This is a genomic window from Siphonobacter sp. BAB-5405, from assembly GCF_002872335.1.
Taxonomy (GTDB): domain Bacteria; phylum Bacteroidota; class Bacteroidia; order Cytophagales; family Spirosomataceae; genus Siphonobacter.
Map to the genome: position 1 here is coordinate 81472 of NZ_NJAG01000044.1, position 23119 is coordinate 104590.

Below are 23119 nucleotides of genomic sequence, written 5' to 3' on the forward strand. Positions count from 1 at the left end.
TATGAACCTGGTTTTCTTTACGCACCCCCCCTTTCTGGACTCCCAAAGCATGCCTCGCTACGCCAAATGGCTCAGTGAGAGTATGAAAGCTCGCGGCCACGAAGTAACCGTATGGGCCCCCCAGCCTTACTGGTATAGGTTGCCCGTTCCCCGGACATTGAAAAAATGGCTGGGCTACATCGATCAGTATATCCTTTTTCCCCGGCAGGTCAAGCGTCGGATCAGACAACAGCCACCCGATAGCCTGTATATCTTTACCGACAATGCTCTTGGCCCCTGGGTTCCCCTGGTTGCCAGACAGCCCCACCTGATCCATTGCCACGACTTTACGGCTCAACGTAGTGCGGTGGGTGAAATTCCCGAAAATCCGACGGGTTTCACGGGCCGGAGGTACCAGGCCCTGATTCGTCAGGGTTACCGGAAAGGCACGCACTTTCTATCCATTTCGGAAAAAACACGCCTGGATTTACACCGCTTTCTGGGTTTTCGCCCCCAGACTTCGGAAGTCGTCTATAACGGCTTGAATCCGGTCTATCAGGTACGGGACGTAGAGCTTTCGCGGGAGGAGCTACAGGAAAAAATACAGATAAATCTTGCCAACGGCTACCTGCTGCACGTAGGAGGTAATCAATGGTACAAAAACCGGAAAGGGGTACTGAAAATGTACGAAGCCTGGCGAAAGCAGAGTCATCAAGTCCTGCCGTTGCTACTGATTGGCGACGCTCCTTCGGCCGAATTACAGGTTATGTGGCAGGCGAATGATTATCAGCAGGACATTCACTTTGTTTCGCAGCTTACGGATCGTTTCGTCAGTTACGCTTACGCCGGAGCCAGTGCTTTCCTGTTTCCGTCCCTGGCTGAGGGTTTTGGCTGGCCCATTGCTGAAGCGATGGCTTGCGGTTGCCCGGTTTTTACCACCAACGAAGCTCCGATGACCGAGGTAGCAGGTGACGCCGCCGTACTCATTCCCCGCATGCCCGCCGAGACGATAGCTCAGCAAGCCTGGGCCGCAGAAGCAGGGCAAACGCTGGAATCAGTACTGAATGCATCGGCAACGGCCAAAACCGCCCGTCGGGAGCTGGGGCTTGCCCAGGTACATCGCTTCAATGCCCGTCAGGCCATTATCGAAATAGAACACATCTACGAGGGAATTCTGGCCCGTACGCAGACTACCCTTCCGCAAACGGATCTTCAAACCGCATGAAAATACTCCACATTACGGCAACGATGGACCCCGCCACGGGTGGCGTAAGTCAGGCCGTCCGGACGATTATGGAAGGATTGTCGCAGGAAAATATTCAGAGTACCGTCATTTCACTGGATGCTCCGGAATCGCCTTTTCTGAGCAATGAAAACTTTCTGGCTCTGGGGCCGGGACAATCGCCCTGGAAGTACAGTGCCCGTTTGTTACCCTGGTTAAAGGCTCACCTGGATTATTACGATGTAGCCATCGTACATGGTTTGTGGCAGTACCACACTTACGCCGCTTATGCAGCCTGGCATTCGCTGAAAAATAAAGGGGTGAAGCTTTTTGTCATGCCCCACGGCATGTTGGATCCGTACTTTCAACGGGCCAAGGGTCGCAAGATCAAGGCCTTACGCAACTGGGTTTTCTGGAAACTCATCGAGAAGCGGCTAATCAACCAGGCCGACGGACTGTTGTTTACCTGCGAAACGGAAAAGCTACTGGCCCAAACCACGTTTCAGCCCTACGCTCCGGTAAAGGAGCAGGTGTCGGGATTAGGCGTAAAACAGCCGCCATTGTTCAATTCCCTGATGAAGGAAACGTTTCTGAAGAAATGTCCGCAATTACGCAACCAGCCGTATCTCCTGTTCATCAGTCGGGTACACGAAAAGAAGGGCGTTGATGTACTGATCAAAGCCTATACTCAGGTCAAAAGCCGAGAACCCAGGTTCCCGAAACTCGTGATTGCAGGGCCCGGTCTGGAAACGCCTTTCGGACAACGGGTTCAGGATCTGGCGAAGCATGATCCGGACATCATTTTCACCGGAATGCTGAGCGGTCAGGCGAAATGGGGGGCGTTCTACGGGTGCGAAGCCTTCGTGCTGCCCAGCCATCAGGAAAACTTCGGCATTGCCGTCATTGAGGCCATGGCCTGTGGTAAACCCGTGTTAATCAGTGATCAGGTGAACATTTGGCGGGAAATCGTCAGCGGTGGCGGTGGAATGATTTGTCTGGATACGCAGGCCGGCGTACAGGAAATGCTGAGCCAGTGGGCCCAACTAAGCGGTTCGCAAAAGCAGCAAATGAATGAGGGCTCCAGAACGACCTATCACCGTGAGTTCAGCGTTCAACAGACCACTCAAAAAATGATGGCTCTGCTGCATTAGTCTTTCTTATTCCCAATCCCTGGCATCATGGAGTATCAACACTTAAACCGATTTACGGTACCGGAAAGCTTTCGTGGCCGTTCCAAACTAACAATACAGTTGTGGTGGATCATACAGGGAACCCTTTTCGCCTGGTCCCCTCAGGTGCTATACGGCTGGCGTCGCTTTCTGCTCAGGTTGTTTGGAGCTAAAATCGGGTCAAAAGTTCTGGTGCGATCAACCGTCAAGATTACCTATCCCTGGAACCTCGAAATCGGCGATTACAGCTGGGTAGGAGACGATTGCACCCTGTACAATCTCGGAAAAATCAGCATTGGCAGGCACGTAGCCATTGCTCATAAAGTCTATCTCAACACGGGGGGGCACGACTACCAGAACCTGACGTTCGACATTTTCGCGGAATCCGTTCGCATTGAAGACCAGTGCTGGCTGACCAACGATGTGTACGTTGCTCCAGGTGTAACGATTGGAAAAGGCACCGTTGTGGGAGCCAGAAGTTCCGTATTCAAAAGTATTCCTGAAGGAAAGGTTTGTGTAGGGTCGCCCGCCCGAATCATCAAAGATCGCCTTCATTCTCACGCTGTTTTACTCTAACGTATTTGCCCATGGCAAAGATCTTAGTCACCGGAGGTTCCGGATTCATCGGAACCAATTTGATAGATGCCTTACTGAATCAGAATCTGCCCGTATTGAATCTGGATGTAGCCCCTCCGAAGAAGGAAAGTCACCGGACCTGCTGGCTGCCCGTGGATATTCGGGATTACGAAAGTCTGCACCAAACCATTACGGAATTTTCGCCCACGCTGGTTATTCATCTGGCGGCTCGTACGGATTTACGCAGTAATCGCCTGAAAGACTATTCGGCTAATACGGATGGCGTAGAAAATTTACTCACGGTGTTAGATACGCTACCCGAGTTACGAAGGGTCATTTTTGCGTCATCCATGTACGTCTGTCAGCCGGGATACCAGCCACAGCATGGCGACGACTATGCTCCACATACGGTATATGGCGAGAGTAAGGTCCTGACGGAAAAGATTATCAAGGAAAAAAATCAGCGTATACCTGGACCATCATTCGACCGACTTCCATCTGGGGACCGTATTTCGGGGAACCCTATGACCTGTTTTTTAAAATCGTACTGGGAAGAAAATTCTTCCACCTCGGACAGCGAGCCTGTAAGAAAACCTACGGTTACATTGATAACACGATTTATCAGATCATGTCAATTCTGTCGGCTTCACCCGTGAGCGTGCATACGAAAGTAGTTTATCTCGGGGATTACGATCCGTACGATATTTCTATCTGGGCGAATGAAATAGCCGGTTGCGTCCGAATCAGGATACCGACGCTCCCCTTTCCACTCTTCCGGGTTGCGGCAAAGGTTGGAGATGGTTTACAGAAACTGAAGGTAAAGTTTCCCATGACTACCTTTCGCCTGAAGAATATGACTACGGACAATATCCTGGATTTGAGTCTGATTCGCACCCTGGCTCCAACCTTGCCAGTATCAAGACTCACGGGTACGCAACGAACCATTGAATGGATTAACAAAAGGTAAAATGAGTTAATCCGTTAATTTTATTTCTGTGCGTATTGAGTAAAAAAAATGTTTTCTGGTTTTTAAAACTATTGTTAGAAATGTTTTTAAAATATTTAGATAAACTGTATTGATTTGAGTCAAACATTTTTATATTTGCTAGGAGAAAATAAGTGTCTGTTTGTTGTACACAATGTTTCTTTTAAATCCTTCTTAATCCCGCCGGTTAAGGTCCATCGTAAGAAGATACCCGCTGTTATCTATTTGCTATTTTTAAGAGCAATCTTACGTCCGTAGTGTATCTTTTGCTCTGATCTGTTGCACTGCGTTTGACTATCCCCTAAGTAATGCCAGTACGCGTACCTTTTTATTTAAATCATTGCCCAAAAATCAGCAAATAAACGCCAATATTTCTGATGTAAAGTATTTAAACTGGATAGCTGCTTAAGCTATTGGTGGGCATTATTTAAATCCATTTTAAAAATCAATGCACACGTTACCGGGAAGCCAGTAGTCATGCTACTACTTTCCTGCTCTTGCTATTTCATTATCTGTTTTAGGTACTGCAAATGCGGTTGTCCCATGCATCTCGTGAATAATTTAATTTCCGTCGCTGATGGAAATGTAAATGGATTGATTCCAGTTACCAACGTATTTTAATCTGCTCAACATCGCTTGTTACGCAGTTTAAAAGCGACTGGAATGGCATGTCTCAAACGATAGTCGGTCCTGGTTGTCTGACTGAAGTTTTAGATCACAAAATTGGTAATGAGTGAAGGTACTAGGACTTAACCCCCCTAAACAGTTAACCAATGAAAATACTACTATTTGGCATTAATTACTCGCCCGAATTAACGGGTATTGGAAAGTATACGGGAGAGCTTGGAGCCTGGATGGCTCAACAGGCACACGAAGTGGAAGTAATTACTTCGCATCCGTATTATCCGCAATGGAGTGTTCATCCTTCACACAAAGGTAAACTGTGGTTTACGGAAAAGGTTGAGGGAGCTGCCGTCCACCGTTGCCCCATGTATGTGCCTCAAAAAGTAACGTCAGTGAAGCGAATCATTCACGAATTTTCTTTTCTGATCAGTAGTCTGTTTTACTGGATACCTATCTTTTTTTCTTCTAAAAAATTTGACCTCGTTTTCTGCATTGCACCTCCGTTTCACTTAGGCTTCATTCCGTTTCTGTATGCGAAAGTAAGGGGCGTACCTTTTGTGAATCATGTACACGATTTGCAGGTCGATGCCGCAAAAGATCTGGGCATGATTAAGAACGAGCGTTTTCTGGATATGCTCTTTAAAGCGGAGCGTTACGTACTTCAGAAGGCAGACCGGGTAACGACCATTAGCCCCGGAATGCTCACCAAAATCCAGAAGAAGGGCATTCGGTCCGACAAAACTTCGCTTATACCTAATTGGGTAGATGCCGTTGAAATTGCTCCGCTGGATTCCTCCGAGTCTTTGCGAAAGGAGTTTGGCTTAGCAGAAGAAGATAAAGTGATTCTTTACGCGGGAAATCTGGGTGAAAAGCAGGGACTTGACCTGATTGTAAGTGCCGCTCAGGCTTTCCAAAAACAAAAAGAGATTCAGTTTATTGTCGTGGGATCGGGGGGGTGGTAAATCCAAATTAATTGAACAGGTTGAAGCTTTAAACCTTACAAATGTTCGTTTTTTTCCCTTGCAGCCTTACGAAAAACTATCGGCTCTTTTGGCTACGGCCGACGTGCACCTGGTATTACAGAAAAAAGCTGCTTCTGATCTGGTCTTACCTTCCAAGCTTACCAGTATTTTATCAGCAGCGGGTTGTGCGGTGATTACCGCCGTTCCGGATACTACCTTATATACGATGGTTGAAAAGCATGAAATGGGTATTTTGATCGAACCCGAATCTGCCTTAGCATTAGTGGAAGGCATTACGTATGCGTTGACCTGCGATCGTTCGGTATACCAAAAGAATGGCCGGGCCTATGCGGAAATGTATTTAAGTAAAGATGCTATTCTTAAGGATTTTGAATCGTTTTGTTTGTCCTTTAGAAAGCAAAAAACGTACGTTGTATCAACGCAGGAATTAATCCCGGTAAGTGCAGAAATTTAAATGATCAGTATTCCTTAAGGTCATGGATACACTGCAATTGTTGACGTATGTAATTCGTTAAGCCGCCTTTGCTATATTTAATTTATGCTTATCAGGTTGTGCAGGATATACTATTCTGTATAACCTGATATGTGCTTATATACAGGATTTAATATGAAAAATATTACAAAAAAATAGGTTTAACTATTGACTTTTAAAATTTGAATATTACCTTTGAATCATCAATTGAATAGCGGTTCAGTTGATGATTTTTTGAACTCCTGTTGTGGCGGCAACAGGAGTTTTTTTGTATTTATTAGTTTCATTAACTAGATATAGTAGTGATAATTTGTTTAATCAAAGCAAAATTAAATGTTCTATAAAAGGTGATCTATTTCTCTATAATCGTGTAAATTTCAGAGAAAATTTATACGATTATAGGCTTTTAACAAGTATTGATTTTCCCGTTCATACATAGGCCTTATTCAATGATTAACGCTGTTCAGTATTCCCCGCCTTTCTCCTATGCTACACCGTACATTCGTCGCTACCGTCCTCCTGTTAAGTGCCTCTCTGACGTATGGGCAAACGCCTCTGTTGCCCTATCCCGATACGACTTCGGTAGAGGGTATTCGCTATCACGTGGGTGTAGACGGACTGGCTATTACCAATGCCCGCACGCCGTTCTGGTTTCATGCCAATCAGTTTGGTACCGTTCCCCTAACCGCACCGGCGGGATTGCTGCGAGTAGGCCTGCGTGGGTTGTGGGGAGACGTTCATGCCTCACGTAAACCCGTGTATTCGATTAGCATTGAGTCGGTTGGACAGGCTAGTATAAAAACGAAGCTCTTGGTACCCGAAGCCTATGCGGGCATCCGTTTGGGGCATACTGAACTATACGCGGGCCGGAGGCGGGAAATAAATGGCTTAACCGATACCTTACTAACATCGGGTTCGGTGACCTGGTCGGGTAATGCTCTGCCCATAACGCAGATTCGCCTGGGTACGCGTGAGTACGCTCCCTTAAAATTTACCCGGAATTTTGTTGCCCTGAATGCCTTTATCAGTCACGGCTGGTTTGCCAATACTGATTCCATGAAAAACGTGTTGTTACACGCCAAATCCATCTTCGTCCGTCTGGGTAAACCCGAAGCCCGGATACATTTGTACGGGGGCATCAATCATTTTGTTCAATGGGGCGGGTACTCGCCCTATATTCAGGATACGTTTTTGGCGAACGATGGCCGGATGCCCTTTTCCTGGAGAACATTTGGGAAAGTGGTATGGCCTACGGCGGTGGAAGATAATGCCGACGGACAATTCAGCGGTATTGATACGCTCAATCGCGTGGGCAATCACCTGGGTTCACTGGATGCGGGTCTGGAGATTAACGGTTCGGGGGGGCAGTTTCTCTTCTACACCCAGCATTTATACGAAGATCTGTCCGGCCTGTCGTTCAAGAATTTTCCGGATGGTCTGTTTGGCGTTCGCTGGAAAACGAAACCAAGGGGCGGGGCTTTCCAGTTGCGTCAGCTTACCCTGGAATTCATTACCTCGCTCAACCGTAGTGGGACGGGAGCCAAGGGCCACGACGATTATTTTTACAACGGGCAATACCTGGACGGTTGGGTGCATCGCCGGTTTGTAATCGGTACGCCGCTTTTTATTCAGGGACGCGATTTGCCGGGAGCCGTGCGGCAGAGAAATACCTGGTTTAACCGGGAACGACCCGTCAGCAACAATGCCGTACAATCGCTGCATTTGGGGGTGTACGGAATCTGTTTTCATCGCGTCACCGCCTTACTTCGTACGACGATCAGCCGCTACCATGCCCTGAATACCGGAGATACGTACCCGCAGGTTTCGCTGGGGCTTGAACTTCACCAGATACCGCTGCCGGGCAAACTGGAAGCGAGCGTCAAAGTAGGGTACGATACCGGGGAAATTTTTCAGTCGAACTGGGGCGTAATGCTTTCCTGCCGGAAACTGGGCTTTTTACGGTGGTGAAACCGGCTTCAGATAAAGAAAAAGCCCGTTCAGCGAACGAGCTTTTTGCTTGCTTATGATGAGGTAATGCACTTAATTCTTCTTGAAAGCCACTTTTACATAGTTCTCAGATTCGGGCAGCGAGGGTAGGGTACGAGAGCGATTCAGAACCTGGCTCAAGGTCGCATCGAGTCGTTTGACTACTTTTTTTCGACTGATATTCAGCCGAAGATCTTCGAGTTTTTCCTCGTAAATCAGGATTCCATTTTCCGCGTAGAAGCGAACGATGGAGCCTTGTTTCGTACGAAGGTTGTCTTCTACTACCCAAAAGCCCGTTTTAGGCTGCGATTCCTTTTTCTGAGCTTGAGCGGCTGTGCCAAGCAGGGCTAAAAAGAATAGGGTGGCTAGTTGCTTTTTCATGACGATTATAAATGAAGGTTGATAGCTGATGGATTAGTCGTTGATGGACGGTTCAAAAATAACAGCGTGAAAATGGTCTAAACGGGGAAGTAGTCCGGTAGCTGCTTTCGTAGGTCAGAGAGCAGCGTTTGAGTCTACGGAGTGTACTGATCGTCGGTAAAAGTCATTCAGCGACGGAAGCCCGTCGTTCGTAGAAAAATCGGTTCACTGGGCGGAATTCCGCTGGCATTCAGCTAAATTTCAGAGAAACCCGTGCAACGAAAAACGCATGTAGGAATCTTTAGTTGACCATGAAATCTACCTTCGGCTATCACTTCATTTTTTCTACCAAACCCCGGGACCGGATTCGGCGGCACCTGCTGCTCTGGATGAGCTGGATTCTGTTTTCTACCCTGATTTACCTACCCGTGAACATGCGGGGCGTGGAAACACCGGATATGCAGGTATTTCTGCTGACCCTCATCGAAGCCATTTGTTTTACCATTTTTTCGCACGCCGTATTTGCCTATCTACTAGCTTACTGGCTGATTCCCCGCTTTTTCTATACGAAACAATTTGGATTTTTTCTGGTGGGTTTTATTGGAATCATCATTGTTCAGGCGGTGGGGGCCTTTGCCGTGGGCGAACTGGTGCTGCGGCATTACCGGGCCATCATTAAGTTTCCGTTTCGAAACCACAGTATTTTACTCGGATTACTCGCTGGTGTAAGGGGTGGTACGACGATTGGCGGATTCGTAGCGGCCATCGTCATTATGAAGAACTTAGTGAAGCAGCAGGAAGCCTTTGGGCAGGTACAACGGGAGAAACTCGGAGCCGAACTACAATTACTCAAATCGCAGCTGCACCCGCATTTTCTGTTTAATACGCTGAACAATCTCTACGCGTTGACGCTAAAAAACTCCCCGCGTTCGCCGGAAATCGTTCTCAAACTTTCGTCCCTGCTTCGGTACATGCTCTATGAATGCAATGCCGAGGAAGTACCGCTGGAAAAGGAAATTCACTTTTTAAAGCATTATATCGAGCTGGAGCAATTGCGATACGGTGATCGACTGGACGTTTCCCTGCAAATCAGTGGAGACTATACCGGGAAAAACATTGCACCGCTGTTGCTCATTCCTTTTCTGGAAAATAGTTTCAAACATGGTACCAGTACCCAGCTCGATCAGGCCTGGATTAGCCTGGACCTGTACGTGCAGAATGATCAGTTGTTTTTTAAACTCATCAATAGCCTTGATGCGGAGGAGGTTCGTACGGGCATGGGCGGAATTGGCCTGCAAAACGTTCGCAAACGTCTGGACTTGCTGTATCCCAACACCCATGAACTACGGTGTGTGGAAACCGAAGATACCTTTCTGATTATACTTAATCTGGCACTCCATCCGAGCGTAACCCGGATGGAAACTGCAACTACCGTTTCTGTTTAACCTTCAGTCGCCTTATGTCTAAGACTCGCTGTTTATTAGTAGATGATGAACCACCCGCTCTGGAAATTCTGGAATCGTATCTGGAAGGACTGGATGGCTTTGAAGTGGTGGCATCCTGCTCGAACGCTATCCAGGCGTTTCGGATTTTGCAGGAAAAACCCGTGGATGTACTCTTTCTCGACATTCACATGCCCAAACTACTGGGCACGGATTTGCTGCGAAGTCTGCCCCATCCACCTCAGGTAATTTTTACAACGGCTCATCCGGAGTTTGCGGTGGATGCCTTCGACCTCGCTGCGGTGGACTATTTACTCAAACCCATTGCCTTCGACCGCTTCTTGCGGGCAGTGGCTAAAGTAGAACGGGCGGATCAGAAACCGCTGCCTCTCCTGGCGGAGAAAGAGCAGAGTGTAACCAGTCAGGATGCCTTTCTGTACTTTCGGGCTGACCGGAAAATGGTGAAAGTGTTTTTGAAGAATATTCTGTATATCGAAAGCCTGAAAGATTACGTCAAGGTGATTACGCAAAACGAAAAGCCGCTGGTGGTCAAACAATCCATGAGTGCCCTGGAGGAAACCCTTCCCCAGCGGAAATTCCTGCGGATTCATCGTTCGTACTTGGTAGCTATCGACAAGATCAAGGCCTATACGCCCACGCATCTGGAAGTAGGTGGGCTGGAATTACCCATCGGTCGCCTGTATCAGAAAGAGGTAAGCCGGGCCTTGACCTCGTCTGCCTTGACGTAAAAGAATGGGTATAGCGTTGGATGCAGCATCCCGAAGGTATAGCCTTTCGGGATTTTTTTTGAAGGACTGGAAACGCTATTAGAGTCTATCTCGTATAACGAGCCGATTTTAAGGTTCAGACAAATATTAAAACGTAAATATTTTAGCAAATTTTATAAGTAGGAACTAACGATAATTACTGGGGAAAAGCTGTAAATCCCCTCTGCCGGAACAATAATTTTGCGAAAACACATCGCCCGCCAGCGTGCAGTAGTTACTCAAAAGCTACTGTGACGCTATTCTCCGGGTAGCAATTAGCTACCCCATCGAGATTCATTCATTTATACCGTATTGCTTATGATGAAGTTATTGCATCTTTTTTTCCTGAAACCACAAAAAAGTTATTGGCTAGGGTTACTCCTGTTGTTAAGTACACTTCCGGTGTTAGCTCAGGATCAGGTACCCATACTGGCCGATTCAGTTCATGCCATTCCGGATACGCTGCTTTTCAAAATTCAGAAAGCCCAGGCGGCGATTACGGAAATCAACGCGGCCAACAAAAAAGAATACGGCGTTAATCGCATTCAGGAGGGGATCGAACAGGCGGAAACTACCATTAATCCGATCAAAGCGGATCTGACTACCTCGGGCTCGACGTTACACGCCAAAGATTTACAGAGTTACAGTCTGATTTTAAAAGACGCCCAAACGAAGCTTACGGCCTGGCAAAATAGTTTGTCCAAGGCCAGTAACGATTTGCAAAAACGGGCCAATCAGGTCATCGGGCTTAGTAAAGACTCGCTCCTCAACGTAACGGAAACGGATGTTGCCGAAAAACAACTCTATACCGCTCAGCTGACCGAACTGAAAATTCGCTTACAACGCTCGGGCGAGCGGACCACGGCCAAACTCGACACCATTAGTCGCTTACTGGCTAACGTATCCGCTCTGAGTCTGACCGTAACGGACCTGCAAAACCAGGTACAGGAGCAGCTCCGAACCTCCGGCGAAAATGTGTATTCCAAGGAGTCGCCCTACCTCTGGGAAGCTCCCAATCGGGTGGACAGAACCAACGTCGAGCGAATTGTCAGTTCGTCTTACCAAGGCCAGAAAAAAATCCTGAGCTATTTCCTCAATTCGGCCTGGGATAACCGCGTATTGCTTTTGCTAACGGCGGCGGCCTTCTTCATCTGGGTGTATTCAAACTTTAAAAAGGCCCGTAAGCTCGAACTGCGTCAAAAACTGGGGGACTTAAAATTTCAGCACATCACTCCGGTACCGATTCTGGCTACGTTCATTGTACTATTCAACCTGCCACCGCTGTTTGAGCCAGATTCACCCTCGCTGTACATTGAATTAACCCAGTTTTTCCTGCTGGTCTGCTTGACCATCAGTTTGAGAAGCATTGTCAAGGGAGAGGATCGCAAGCATTGGCTGATGCTGGTAGGACTGTATATGACGCTGATTATCGTCAATACGCTGCTGAATGATTCACTATACCTGCGGCTGGGCCTGTTGGCATTGAATGGTACGTTCCTGTATCTCGGGATGCTGATTTACCGCAAGCTCAAGCAGACGCCGGTGAAGGAGCGGTTGATTAAACCGGTAGTTATTCTCTACCTGGTTTTGAATGTACTGGCGATTCTCCTGAACATTTTTGGCCGGGTAAGTCTGGCGAAAGTGTATAGTATGACGGCCGTCATTGGCCTGATCCAGATGGTGGGACTGGATGTATTTATTCAGATTCTTTCCGATGCCCTTGAATTACAGATCAAGCTAAGTGCCTGCTCCGAAGGGATCTTCTCCCGGGTAAGCATTCCGCGTTCCCGAGCGGCCTTCCGCCGGGCCATGACGGTAGTTGCCATCATTCTATGGGTACTGGTATTCTTCATTAATCTGGGCGTTGCCGGTGGTGTCTTCGCTCTCTTGCAGCAAATACTGACCAAGACCCGGACGTTCGGTAGCGTGACCTTTACGCTGGGAAATATCCTGTTGTTTGGCGTCATTGTGTACGTAGCCAACCTGTTGCAGAAGCATATCGGTGTACTGTTCGGTGAATCGAGCGTTACGTTTGATAATAAGACCGAACGTAAAAGCTCCAAGCTGGTACTGATTCGACTGGTGATCCTGATTCTGGGGGTATTGATGGCCATCACCGCTTCGGGTATTCCGATGGATCGATTGACCGTCGTACTGGGGGCTCTTTCAGTCGGGATTGGTCTGGGGATGCAGAATATCGTGAACAACTTCGTATCCGGTATCATCCTGATTTTTGAAAAACCCTTCCAGATTGGGGATTACGTAGAACTGGCCGATAAGAAGGGGAAAGTACAGGACATTGGTATTCGTTCCAGCAAAATGCTAACCCCGCAGGGATCGGTCGTCGTCATTCCCAATGGTGATTTATTGTCGGGTCGTCTGGTGAACTGGACGCTGAGTAATTCGTACCTGAAAACGGAGCTTACGTTCAAGGTAAATGCCGACGCCGATCTGGACAAGGTGACTAAAATTGTGGAAACCGAAATCGGCAAGCTAAACGATTCCCTTAAAAACATACCGCCCGAAGTGCTGGTCAATGCCATCGCCGCCGACAGCATCGAACTGAAAATACTGGCCTGGGTCACGAATATTTATGTCGAAGCAAACTTCAAAAGTCAGTTGCTTACCCGGCTGATGGTACGGTTCAAGGAAGCGGAGATTAAAGTAATGTAATGTTTACGTCTCGCTGAGAAGTCTGGTTTTTTCGTTGATAGTAAGTTTCTAATCAACTATCAATGAGTAACTAGTAATAAAGAGCAAGCTGGTTTTTTAGTCCATATCGCGAACGCCGCTCTTTTCATCCTGCTCAAGGCCAACGCTTTGCGGAGGAAACCGCCATGGAATGGAAGGCGGCTTTTCGCAATAGGACGGGGATTGGGTTTACGTCGTCCATGAAGAAATCTGCTAGTGCCAAACGACTTCCAACTCAAAACCATCAACAAACAACTAATGTCAGAAGATACAAATCTCGCCCGCCCGTGAGCCTTCCAGGCTGGGCCATTCCATTAGGGCAACGGATAACCTGTCTCGCCCATCCCATGGGGGGAGCCATGCGGTGGCCTGGAGCTAAGCTAGGCAGTTACGGATAGTTCCAGCCTGGAAGGCTCATGGGCCACTAGCCCGCTACTAAGGAGGACCATACCCAGTCTAGGTTAAGAGAGTCTGTTTAGGTTACGACAATCTTTCAAGACTTCGAAAGAACAAAGCCTTTTATATTTACGGCTCTAACCTCTTCCATATGCTTAAGAAAGGATTGCCGTTAACTCTTTTTCTGTTTTTTCAAGTACTCTGTCTCGCAGCTCAGTCTTCTTTGGTTTGGTGGAATCCCGCCCGTCATGCGTTTCCCGTCATCGAGGGACAAGCCTGGACTCAGGAACTACAGCAACCTTATGATCGATTGCCGGGCCGGGCTGAAAAGCAGGTACGCCCGGCCGTATGGAATCTGTCGCGTCAATCGGCAGGACTGTTCATTCGCTTCAAATCCAACAGTGATCAGATTACCATTCGTTACCAGATCAAAGGCAATCAGGCCTTGCCGCACATGCCTGCCACGGGTGTAAGTGGTGTCGATCTGTACGCTCGCAGTCCCCACGGCGATTTCTGGTGGTGCAACGGGAAGTACGCTTTTGGTGATACGATTTCGTATCGGTACACCAGTTTGCAAACGAGTGAAAAAGGCCAGGAGTATCGTTTATATTTGCCGTTGTATACGTCGGTGCAGTGGCTGGAAATTGGAATCCCCGAAGGAAAAACACTGACACCCCTGGCTTTGCGTCCTGAGAAACCGATTGTCGTTTACGGAACGTCGATTGCTCAGGGAGCCTGTGCGTCCCGACCGGGCATGGCCTGGACGGCCCAGTTGGAACGGCAAATCGACCATCCCTTGCTGAACCTGGGATTTTCCGGCAATGGTAAACTGGAACCCGAACTGATCAACCTGATTAGTGAAATCGATGCTCGCCTCTACGTACTCGACTGCCTACCGAATCTGATTAGTACGACCGATGTAAAACCAGCGGAAGTCAAAAAGCGAATTCTCAGTTCTGTCCGTACGCTTCGACAAAAACGACCGACCGTACCCATTTTACTCGTCGAACACGCGGGGTATACCGATGGATTCAGCAATCCCGTACGGGCTGCTTTGGTGACGGAAGTGAATACCGTCATGCAGGAGGCGTACGCGGAGTTGAAGGCGGAGATGAAAGGTTCGGTGTACCTGCTCACGAAAACCGCCCTGAACCTGAGTCCCGATGCCATGGTGGATGGTACGCACCCTTCAGATCTGGGCATGCAGCAGTACGCCCAGGCCTACGAACGGATCATCCGGTCCATTCTGAACGAACCCGTGGGCACCCTTTCTACGACGATTCCCAAAAGTCAGTCCCGGGATTTTTACGATTTCGAAACGCGTCACCGTGACGTAATAACCCGGCTGAAAACTCACCCGCCGCGAATCGTTTTTCTGGGCAACTCCATTACGCATTTCTGGGGCGGTGAGCCTAAAACTAAAATCGTACAGGGAGCTTCGAGCTGGAATCGGCTAATGGAGCCACGAAAAGTGCAGAACCTTGGCTTCGGCTGGGACAGGATCGAAAACGTACTCTGGCGGGTATATCACGGGCAACTCGACGGTTATCAGGCCAAACAGGTACTGGTAATGATCGGTACCAACAATCTGGAAGGAAATACGGATGAGGAAATTACCGACGGACTGGTTTTTCTGATGAAAGCCATTCAAAGCCGACAGCCGCAGGCCGAATTAGTATGGATCGGTATCTTACCCCGGCGAGGTCAGGAAGAACGCATACATCGCCTTAACCAGCACTTTGCCCAGCGGGCGGGCCAACTCAATATCCGCTTCCTGCAACCCGGCACTAACCTTTTGCAGGCGGATGGAAAAATCAACGAAGCCTGGTTTACCGATGGGTTACACCCCAACGAACAGGGCTACGAACGGCTGGCCGAAAAACTTGAACCGTTTTTAGTGGGCCGTTAAATGGTTTCGTCCTTTTGGCAAATGAGTCGTCTCACGAAAGAAACGTTTCCTGAGACGGACCATTTTACCTGTAATCTAATTTCCCAGGGTAATTAGTACGGGTAGCTGCCTAAAGCTAGACTTAACCATGAGGCGAGTCAATTTCCAGCTTGTATCCTCTGCCGTGACTATTCACAAGGCGTACCGTGGGAGCGGGTTGTAGCTTTTTTCGCAGTCGGGATACAAATACATCCAGGCTACGCCCTACGAATACGCCTTCGTCCTCCCAAACCTGTTTCATAAGCTGGCTCCGATCAATCACCGTATTGGGAGCACCGACGAATACGTTCAGTAGTTTGGACTCTTTGGCCGAAAGCTCAATGCGTTCATCACCCAACCGTAGCACCTGCGTTTCGCGGCAAAAGGTAAGCGGCCCCAAGTGGACCAACGTCGTAGGTGTTACAGGTTTGGCCGCAGCAGGCCTTTTCCGTCTGAATAAACGCCAACCAAACCCGACCAGTAAAACTGGTAGAAGAAGCCAGGCAAACTTGATCGCACTAGTCACTGAGGCTATCTGAACGGGCGGGTCAGCAAACTGGATTTGGATGCTATAGTCCCCTCGGGGCGGCGTTCGGCTTAAACAGGCAATCGATTTTCGATGCAACGGTTGACGAACTTCATAGCTATACACTACGGTGTTTGACTGCTCTTGTCTGACTTCTACCAGATAATCCAGTTCTGGTATATGACGTTGGATGGTTTCAACCAGGGATGCGGGTGTGAAGGCAAAGGGACGCTCAAACCGGATCAAGAACGTATGATTATCCACTTGTTCAATGGGCAATACCCAGGAAGTAGAATCGCCCGAGGCCAGCAGTACTTCGTGACCGACCTTCCGCATGGTCACCAGCATCTTTCCCCCCTCGCTGTAACCAGGCAGACGGATAAATAGCAGTAGTAACAGGGTAAGGATTGCGTGTCTCATCAATCAAAAATAGGCCTCAATAGGGGATGAATTTCAGGTTTTACATTTCGTTAACACTTTTTTACAGGCGATTTACGCTCGTCACATCCGCACCCGCTAGGTTTGACAGAACTGAATACAAAAATCAGGTTCTGTTCGCTCGGTATACAAGAATGACGTACCGAATTACTAGTTAAAAAAATGATGTACTACTCCCGCGTATATGCTTTATCCCTACTCGCTGTCTTTCTCATTTCCTGTGGACAAAATCAAAAAGGAATAGACCGTATCAAGTCCGTAACCCAGGACACCGTCACGGGTTTCGGACCTGCCACCATGGTTCGTAACGTAAAAAAGGGCAGAAACGGCACCATTTTGATTGCGGCTTCATGGGGCGGTGTGTTTCGGTACGATCCCAAACGGGCCGTTGAAAAACGTTTTACAAATCTCACCACTAAGATAGGCTCACACCGATTCTGGGATGTCCTGGAAGATCGTCAGGGAAACCTCTGGTTCGCTTCCACCGATGCAGGGGTGTATCGATTTAATGGAAAATCTTTTCAGCATTTCACCACCGACGAAGGGCTTGCCAATAACGCAGTTATGGCGGTGTATGAAGATAAAGCTGGCATCCTCTGGTTCGCTACGGGGGGAGGCGTAAGTCGTTATGACCCCAGTCAGGCCGATGGGCAATCGTTTCGAAATTTTACCACGAAAGACGGGCTTCCCAACAACAACATCACGACGATCATGCAAGACAAAACCGGGAAGTTGTGGATCGGTACCCGAGGCGAGACCTGTGTTTACGATGGAAAAACATTTACCGTGCCCAGAACGAAAGAAGGAAAAGCCTTTACTAACGTTTGGGGGATCACGGAGGATAAACAGGGTCATATTTGGTTCGGGGCAACAATCATCAAAGCGAAAAAAGGCGATACGCTGGTTGTTACCACTGGTCTTTGGCACTATGATGGCAGCACCTTTACCAAAATAAATCAGCGGGGTGCCTCGGCGATTATCGAAGATAGAAAAGGAAATCTCTGGACGACCGGTGACGTACAGCCCAATGGGGTCGGGGCCTGGAAATTGCTCCGGTATGATCAGAAGTCCCTATCCAGTCAAAATCCCACTGTAACTGAAATCATGTCCATAGAAAAAATGCTTTGTGGGATTCTGGAAGCTGAGGATGGAAGTATCTGGTTTGGATCGATACATGGAGTGTATCGGTATGACGGAAAAACTATTACGGATTTTAAAGATAAAGCACCTCAGGACTCGTTGAAAAAGCTTCATCAGTAATAAAGTCCAACGAAACGAGTAGCTTCAAATCCTTGCAATCGTCAGCTGAAAACCATCATTGGTACCGATAGGGGTAAGGCGATTCTCCCGAATCGATGACGTATCCCAGGCATGCGTGGAATCCATAATTAATTTTCTTTTACGTAATTCAGGAAAAATGGTTCAAATGACGAATTTTGTGCGTTTCTGTAGAAATACGCTGTATGAAAAAGTTATTAGTTCTTCTTTTGCTTAGTCTGAGTATTCAACTATACGCTCAGCGGGGAACGCTCCGCGAAAGTCTTTCCCTGTCCAGTACCACCTTGGGCCGTCCGGTGCAGTATAGTTTGTTTTTGCCCGAAGGATACGAAGCAGGCAGTCGAAAATATCCGGTTTTGTACCTGTTGCACGGTTTCGGCGATGACGAAACGGGCTGGACGCAGATGGGTGATGTAGAAACGATTGCCAGTCAGGCGATGGCTTCCGGACAGGTTCCACCCATGATCATCGTAATGCCTGATGCCGGAAAAAGCTGGTACGTGAACAGTGCAGATGGCAAAAATCGATACGAAGACTTCTTTATAAACGAGCTGATTCCCCACATTGATTCTAGCTATCGAACCCGTACGAGCAAACAGTTTCGGGCCATTGCGGGTTTGTCAATGGGCGGGCACGGTACCCTGCTGCTGGCGAGTAAACATACCGATCTTTTTTCGGCGGCGGCTCCCCTGAGTGCGGCGATTTTCACGGATGCCGAGGTAGTGGCTATGCCCGAATCTGACTGGAAACGCCGCTTCACCAACGTATATCCTACCCAGCAAAAAGGGAAAGAACGGTTAAGTAAGGACTGGAATCAGAATTCCATTTTTAAAATCCTGGAAACTACATCTTCGGACGCACTAAAATCCGTTCGCTTTTACGTAGATTGTGGCGATGACGATCATCTGATTAAAGGAAACATGAGTCTGCACGCAGCAATGATGGATCGGAATATTCCGCATCAGTTTCGAGTACGTGATGGAGGCCATACTTGGATTTACTGGCGATCGGCTTTGCCAGAGGTACTAAACTTTGTCAGCCAGGGGTTTCACTAAAAATTAGCTGAATATTTTTAACGTATATGCATTACGGTTGCGGGATGATTCTTACTCAACCGTTTCTTAAACAAATCTTGGTTTACGCCAGCCCTTGTCCCTAAAAGTCGTTATATAATCCCGATGAACACCCCTAAGTCCCTGAGTTTGATGATTCGATACGCATTACTTGCATTGTTTAGCATACTGACCCTAACGGTACAGGCTCAGCAGTTTAAAGTCATTGCCTTTTATACGGCCAAAAACGATCCTGCCCATATCAGCTTTGTGCACGAAGCCAACCGCTGGTTTGCCAAAGCAGCCAAACAACACGCGTTTACGTACGATTCGACCAGCAACTGGGCCAACCTTAATGCTGGTTTTCTGGCTAATTATAAGGTAGTGATTTTCCTGGATACCCGTCCGGAAGCCCCCGCTCAGCGAAAGGCTTTTCAGACGTACATAGAAAAAGGCGGAGCTTGGCTCGGCTTTCACTTTTCGGCCTTTGCTCTAACACCCTCGAAATACCCTCAGAACTGGCCCTGGTACCACCAGCAGTTTTTAGGTTCGGGTGAATACAAAAGCAATACCTGGCGACCCACGGAGGCTGTATTACGCGTAGAAAATGCGGAACATCCGGCGACTAAAAACCTGCCTAAAACCTTTACCTCCTCGCCCAACGAGTGGTACAGCTGGAAAAATGATTTGCGGAAAAATCCAAACATTCAGATTTTACTCTCCATCGATCCGGAAAGCTTTCCCTTAGGAACGGGCCCGAAACCCAATGAAATCTGGAAAAGCGGCTATTATCCGGTCGTGTGGACAAACAAGAAATACAAAATGCTCTACGTCAACATGGGCCATAACGACCTAGATTACGAGCACAAAACCAACGAAGAACTTTCCTTCACGTTCGAAAACGAAATTCAGAATCAGCTCATCCTGGATGGGTTATTCTGGTTGGGCGGACGGACGAAATAGAATACCGATCCACAAAAAAGGGCCTTCGTACGAAGGCCCTTTTTTATTAGTCGATTATAGTAAAGTAATGCAGGCCAGGCATTCGTTGAGATGCTTAGCGGTTCGGAAATTAGGGTGTTCCAGCTTATGTTCAATCTGTTCGTGTAACCAGGTAGTATGGTAAGGAACGTGAATGGCTTGCCCACCAATGTTCAGCACGGGTAGTACATCCGATTTAATCGAATTGCCAATCATCATAAACTCCTCGGGCTTAATATCCAGGTGCTTGATTAGTTTCAGGTAATCGGCCTCCTTCTTGTCACTCATGATTTCGATGTGGTGAAAGAAATGCTCCAGTCCGGACTTTTTAAGTTTCCGTTCCTGATCCAGCAAATCCCCCTTCGTGGCTACGACCAATCGGTAGGAATCTTTGAGCAAGGACAACGTCTGCTGCACGCCGTCCAGCAATTCGATGGGCTTTTGTAACAATTCTTTGCCGTATTCAATGGCTTTGGCGATCACTTCGGGTCGGACGTTGTAATCCGTAACCGTCAGTGCCGTCTCAATCATCGCCAGCATGAAGCCTTTCACGCCATAGCCGTAGATCGCAAGATTGGCAATTTCAGTTTTGAAAAGCTCCTGGGAAACGGTGTGATGCGGCAGAAAATCTTCCAGTAACGCACAGAATTTTCGTTCGGTTTCCTGAAAGTACGGTTCGTTTACCCAGAGGGTGTCGTCGGCATCGAAGGCAATTACTTTTAATGACATGGCAATACGGGTAACAAGAAGGTTATAATCGATTCAAAAATAAACGGATGCCACACCAGAAAAAAATCGGGGCTCATACATGAACGTATGAGCCCCGATTCCGATTATTTCCGAGCGGGTTTCGTTGACATGTAGAAGGTGAGTTTTCCACCTTTCAGCACATCCGCGTGGCTAAGTTGCCAGTTAGTAACGGGCTTGCCGTTTAGCAATACTTTCTCTACGTATACGTGTTTGTCGCTCTGGTTGATGGCTTCAATGGTAAAGGTCTGCCCGTTTTCCAGTTGAATTTTGGCATTTTTCACCAGCGGGCTACCAATCGAATACACATCCGATCCCGGAGCGACGGGGTAGAAACCCATCGACGAGAACAGGTACCAGGCACTCATCTGACCGCAGTCGTCGTTTCCGCCGAGTCCGTCGGATGTGGGCTTGTACTGCATGTTCAGAATCATCCGTACGCGGGCCTGCGTCTTCCAGGGCTGGCCCGCCCAGTTGTACAGATAAGCCACGTGGTGAGCGGGTTCATTGCCGTGAATGTATCCACCAATGATTCCTTCGCGGGTGATGTCTTCGGTTTCGGCGAAAAACTGATCGGGCAGGTGCATGGAAAACAGCGTATCGAGCCGGGCCGCGAAGATTTTCGCCCCACCCATAGCCTGCATCAGAGCCTGCGGGTCCTGGGGTACAAAGAAGCTGAAATTCCAGCTATTACCTTCAATGAATCCCTGTCCGTGCGTACTGAGCAGATCAAAGTCTTTTTTAAAGGAACCATCCGCCAGCCGGGGACGCATGAACCGGATCGAACTGTCAAAGACGTTTTTCCAATTCTGAGCACGTTTCTGATACGTTTCGTACACATCCGTCCATCCGAGTTTCTTCGCTAGCTGAGCAATGGCCCAGTCGTCGTAGGCGTACTCCAGCGTGTTCGATACGGAAGTGCCGTTTTGTTCCGCCGGAATATATCCCCGGTCGATGTATACGCCAATGCCTTCGTAATCGCGGTGATTAGATGTAGCGATACAGGCCTCCAGGGCTTTCATGGGATCGCCCTTGTACACGCCTTTGATGATGGCATCGGCCAGTACCGAAACGCTGTGGTACCCGCTCATGCACCAGTTGTCGTTGGCGTAATGCGACCAGACGGGCAGCATTTTTAAGGTGCTTTGGTCGTAGTGCTTCATCATTGAAGCCACCATGTCGTTGTTACGACCGGGCTGCATCAAATTGAAGAAGGGGTGCAACGCCCGATAGGTATCCCACAAAGAAAAAGTCGTGTAGTTGGTGAAGCCTTCGGCTTTATGAACATTCTGATCGAGACCTTTGTACTGGCCATTGACATCCATGTAAACCGTCGGGTTAATGAAGGTGTGGTACAGTGACGTATAGAAATTGATTTTCTCGTTTTCCGAAGCTTCGATCTGGATTTTATTCAGTTCCTGATTCCACTGCAACTGAGCCTGTTTTTTGTACCCATCAAAATTCCAGTGAGTCGCTTCCGCCCGCATGTTTTCCAGAGCATTTTGCTGACTAACGGGCGAGAGTGCCATTTTCACCTTAATCTTTTCACCTTCTTGCGTATCAAAATCGAAGTGCATCCGAAGACGCTTTCCGGCGATTTCGGGGAAATTATGGTTCTGATCAAACTTCCGCCAGAAACCCCGGTATACCTGTGGCTTGTCGAAGTTCTGCTGACCGTACGATTTGAAAGGCTTGGAGAAGGTCATGGCGAAATACTCGGTCCGGGTACGAGCCCAGCCGTTGGTTTGACGGTATCCCGTTACCAGCGTATCGTTCACCACCCGAATGTAAGTCCAGACTACTTTTTCGTCGTAGTTATAAATCCCCGCCATCATGTCCAGAATGATGTGTGAAGCGTCCGATTTTGGAAACGTATATTGATGTACGCCCACGCGGTTGGTGGCGGTCAATTCGGCCAGAATGTTGTCGTCATCCAGCTTCACCCGGTAGTATCCAGCCTCGGCTACTTCATGGTCGTGAGAGAAGGCCGAACGAAAACCAGTTTTGGTATCGGAAGCCACGCCGGGATTCAGCTGAAGCCGTCCCTGCGTAGGCATCACCAGAAAATCGCCCAAATCCGAGTGACCCGTACCGCTGAAATGCGTATGGCTGAAACCCACAATGGTTTTGTCTTCGTACTTGTAGCCCGCACAATATCGATACACATCACCATTATACTTACCGTTGCGTTCGTAAGAAATGGTATCCGTATCCGGACTAAGCTGGACGGCTCCGAAGGGAACTGTAGCTCCCGGAAAGGTATGGCCCATTTTTTCGGTACCAATCAGGGGGCGAACGTAGGGGACCAGATTCTGTTGAGCGTAGGAAAGAAAGAAGAGGAATTGAAATGCAAGGGTCAATAAACCTTTCATCGAGCTTTTTTTGCACGAATATACGTCTGAATCAGATTCAGGTACGTAGAAAGGCTAAAAGGGATGGTTATTAAGAATGCAAGGCACCTTTTTTGCCGTGAGTTGAGCTAAAAAATTGGCATTCTTTTTTATTGCCTTCTTGCGGA

General features: G+C 48.2%; 19 protein-coding genes. 15 read left to right on the top strand and 4 right to left on the bottom strand.

Features of this window, described 5'->3' with window-relative positions; genetic code table 11:
* Position 1 precedes the first annotated feature (1 nt).
* The 8 genes from BWI97_RS22365 (at position 2) to BWI97_RS22390 (ending at position 7978) form a co-directional block, all read left to right on the top strand.
* Positions 2–1204, top strand: coding sequence for a glycosyltransferase family 1 protein (locus BWI97_RS22365; protein WP_102202878.1), 1203 nt, complete (start codon positions 2–4; stop codon positions 1202–1204).
* A complete protein-coding gene (locus BWI97_RS22370) occupies positions 1201–2352 on the top strand; it encodes a glycosyltransferase (protein ID WP_102202879.1) in 1152 nt (383 codons plus the stop codon). The genes BWI97_RS22365 and BWI97_RS22370 overlap by 4 nt, the downstream gene beginning before the upstream one ends.
* Positions 2353–2379: 27 nt before the next feature.
* On the top strand, positions 2380–2946 hold the full coding sequence (locus BWI97_RS22375; protein ID WP_176454172.1) for a WcaF family extracellular polysaccharide biosynthesis acetyltransferase: 567 nt from the start codon (positions 2380–2382) through the stop codon (positions 2944–2946).
* Positions 2947–2957: 11 nt separating this feature from the next.
* Positions 2958–3602: an NAD(P)-dependent oxidoreductase gene (locus BWI97_RS22380; protein ID WP_199182062.1), complete on the top strand. Its 645-nt coding sequence runs from the start codon at positions 2958–2960 to the stop codon at positions 3600–3602.
* The gene (locus BWI97_RS28090) at positions 3575–3913 is read left to right on the top strand and encodes a hypothetical protein (protein WP_199182063.1); all 339 of its coding nucleotides are present in this window, start codon (positions 3575–3577) and stop codon (positions 3911–3913) included. Before BWI97_RS22380 ends, BWI97_RS28090 begins: the two co-directional genes overlap by 28 nt.
* A gap of 791 nt (positions 3914–4704) precedes the next feature.
* Positions 4705–5517 (top strand): WcaI family glycosyltransferase, encoded by an 813-nt coding sequence (locus tag BWI97_RS28460; RefSeq protein ID WP_233207957.1) that lies wholly within the window; start codon positions 4705–4707, stop codon positions 5515–5517.
* Positions 5450–5992, top strand: coding sequence for a glycosyltransferase (locus BWI97_RS28465; RefSeq protein WP_233207958.1), 543 nt, complete (start codon positions 5450–5452; stop codon positions 5990–5992). The genes BWI97_RS28460 and BWI97_RS28465 overlap by 68 nt, the downstream gene beginning before the upstream one ends.
* Before the next feature lie 504 nt (positions 5993–6496).
* Positions 6497–7978, top strand: coding sequence for a capsule assembly Wzi family protein (locus BWI97_RS22390; RefSeq protein ID WP_102202880.1), 1482 nt, complete (start codon positions 6497–6499; stop codon positions 7976–7978).
* 72 nt (positions 7979–8050) lie between these two features.
* Here BWI97_RS22390 and BWI97_RS22395 read toward each other — a convergent pair whose 3' ends face one another.
* Positions 8051–8377, bottom strand: a complete 327-nt coding sequence (locus BWI97_RS22395; protein WP_094810211.1) for a hypothetical protein — start codon at positions 8375–8377, stop codon at positions 8051–8053.
* Positions 8378–8667: 290 nt separating this feature from the next.
* On the opposite strand from BWI97_RS22395, the gene BWI97_RS22400 reads away from it, so the two are divergent.
* The 4 genes from BWI97_RS22400 (at position 8668) to BWI97_RS22415 (ending at position 15561) form a co-directional block, all read left to right on the top strand.
* On the top strand, positions 8668–9801 hold the full coding sequence (locus tag BWI97_RS22400) for a sensor histidine kinase (RefSeq protein WP_102202881.1): 1134 nt from the start codon (positions 8668–8670) through the stop codon (positions 9799–9801).
* 14 nt (positions 9802–9815) lie between these two features.
* Positions 9816–10547, top strand: a complete 732-nt coding sequence (locus BWI97_RS22405) for a LytTR family DNA-binding domain-containing protein (protein WP_102202882.1) — start codon at positions 9816–9818, stop codon at positions 10545–10547.
* Positions 10548–10883: 336 nt separating this feature from the next.
* Positions 10884–13238 (top strand): mechanosensitive ion channel domain-containing protein, encoded by a 2355-nt coding sequence (locus BWI97_RS22410; protein WP_233207959.1) that lies wholly within the window; start codon positions 10884–10886, stop codon positions 13236–13238.
* Between the two features lie 565 nt (positions 13239–13803).
* On the top strand, positions 13804–15561 hold the full coding sequence (locus tag BWI97_RS22415) for an SGNH/GDSL hydrolase family protein (RefSeq protein ID WP_102202883.1): 1758 nt from the start codon (positions 13804–13806) through the stop codon (positions 15559–15561).
* A 121-nt stretch (positions 15562–15682) separates the two neighbouring features.
* Here BWI97_RS22415 and BWI97_RS22420 read toward each other — a convergent pair whose 3' ends face one another.
* Positions 15683–16525 carry a winged helix-turn-helix domain-containing protein gene (locus BWI97_RS22420; protein WP_102202884.1) on the bottom strand — a complete coding sequence of 281 codons (843 nt, stop codon included), beginning with the start codon at positions 16523–16525 and terminating at the stop codon, positions 15683–15685.
* 180 nt (positions 16526–16705) lie between these two features.
* Between BWI97_RS22420 and BWI97_RS22425 the strand changes: the two genes are divergently transcribed.
* From BWI97_RS22425 to BWI97_RS22435, 3 genes are all read left to right on the top strand, one after another.
* The gene (locus BWI97_RS22425; protein ID WP_233207960.1) at positions 16706–17803 is read left to right on the top strand and encodes a two-component regulator propeller domain-containing protein; all 1098 of its coding nucleotides are present in this window, start codon (positions 16706–16708) and stop codon (positions 17801–17803) included.
* Between the two features lie 203 nt (positions 17804–18006).
* A complete protein-coding gene (locus BWI97_RS22430; RefSeq protein WP_102202885.1) occupies positions 18007–18876 on the top strand; it encodes an esterase family protein in 870 nt (289 codons plus the stop codon).
* A 150-nt stretch (positions 18877–19026) separates the two neighbouring features.
* Entirely contained in the window at positions 19027–19836 is an 810-nt protein-coding gene (locus tag BWI97_RS22435) for a ThuA domain-containing protein (RefSeq protein WP_369826643.1), read from the top strand.
* A 54-nt stretch (positions 19837–19890) separates the two neighbouring features.
* On the opposite strand, the gene BWI97_RS22440 is transcribed toward BWI97_RS22435, so the two are convergent.
* Both BWI97_RS22440 and BWI97_RS22445 read right to left on the bottom strand, forming a co-directional pair.
* Positions 19891–20583: an HAD family hydrolase gene (locus BWI97_RS22440; protein WP_102202887.1), complete on the bottom strand. Its 693-nt coding sequence runs from the start codon at positions 20581–20583 to the stop codon at positions 19891–19893.
* Between the two features lie 104 nt (positions 20584–20687).
* The gene (locus tag BWI97_RS22445) at positions 20688–22973 is read right to left on the bottom strand and encodes a GH92 family glycosyl hydrolase (protein WP_102202888.1); all 2286 of its coding nucleotides are present in this window, start codon (positions 22971–22973) and stop codon (positions 20688–20690) included.
* Between the last annotated feature and the right edge of the window lie 146 nt (positions 22974–23119).

Excerpts from the sequence above, each read along its gene's own strand:
- BWI97_RS22370 (WP_102202879.1), top strand. The coding sequence starts at position 1,201 with ATGAAAATACTCCACATTACGGCAACGATGGACCCCGCCACGGGTGGC.
- BWI97_RS22400 (WP_102202881.1), top strand. The coding sequence starts at position 8,668 with ATGAAATCTACCTTCGGCTATCACTTCATTTTTTCTACCAAACCCCGG.
- BWI97_RS22440 (WP_102202887.1), bottom strand. The coding sequence starts at position 20,583 with ATGTCATTAAAAGTAATTGCCTTCGATGCCGACGACACCCTCTGGGTA.
- BWI97_RS22415 (WP_102202883.1), top strand. The coding sequence starts at position 13,804 with ATGCTTAAGAAAGGATTGCCGTTAACTCTTTTTCTGTTTTTTCAAGTA.
- BWI97_RS28090 (WP_199182063.1), top strand. The coding sequence starts at position 3,575 with ATGTCAATTCTGTCGGCTTCACCCGTGAGCGTGCATACGAAAGTAGTT.
- BWI97_RS22395 (WP_094810211.1), bottom strand. The coding sequence starts at position 8,377 with ATGAAAAAGCAACTAGCCACCCTATTCTTTTTAGCCCTGCTTGGCACA.
- BWI97_RS22420 (WP_102202884.1), bottom strand. The coding sequence starts at position 16,525 with ATGAGACACGCAATCCTTACCCTGTTACTACTGCTATTTATCCGTCTG.
- BWI97_RS22435 (WP_369826643.1), top strand. The coding sequence starts at position 19,027 with ATGATTCGATACGCATTACTTGCATTGTTTAGCATACTGACCCTAACG.
- BWI97_RS22405 (WP_102202882.1), top strand. The coding sequence starts at position 9,816 with ATGTCTAAGACTCGCTGTTTATTAGTAGATGATGAACCACCCGCTCTG.
- BWI97_RS22445 (WP_102202888.1), bottom strand. The coding sequence starts at position 22,973 with ATGAAAGGTTTATTGACCCTTGCATTTCAATTCCTCTTCTTTCTTTCC.
- BWI97_RS22425 (WP_233207960.1), top strand. The coding sequence starts at position 16,706 with ATGATGTACTACTCCCGCGTATATGCTTTATCCCTACTCGCTGTCTTT.
- BWI97_RS22375 (WP_176454172.1), top strand. The coding sequence starts at position 2,380 with ATGGAGTATCAACACTTAAACCGATTTACGGTACCGGAAAGCTTTCGT.
- BWI97_RS22410 (WP_233207959.1), top strand. The coding sequence starts at position 10,884 with ATGATGAAGTTATTGCATCTTTTTTTCCTGAAACCACAAAAAAGTTAT.
- BWI97_RS22390 (WP_102202880.1), top strand. The coding sequence starts at position 6,497 with ATGCTACACCGTACATTCGTCGCTACCGTCCTCCTGTTAAGTGCCTCT.
- BWI97_RS22380 (WP_199182062.1), top strand. The coding sequence starts at position 2,958 with ATGGCAAAGATCTTAGTCACCGGAGGTTCCGGATTCATCGGAACCAAT.
- BWI97_RS28460 (WP_233207957.1), top strand. The coding sequence starts at position 4,705 with ATGAAAATACTACTATTTGGCATTAATTACTCGCCCGAATTAACGGGT.
- BWI97_RS22430 (WP_102202885.1), top strand. The coding sequence starts at position 18,007 with ATGAAAAAGTTATTAGTTCTTCTTTTGCTTAGTCTGAGTATTCAACTA.
- BWI97_RS22365 (WP_102202878.1), top strand. The coding sequence starts at position 2 with ATGAACCTGGTTTTCTTTACGCACCCCCCCTTTCTGGACTCCCAAAGC.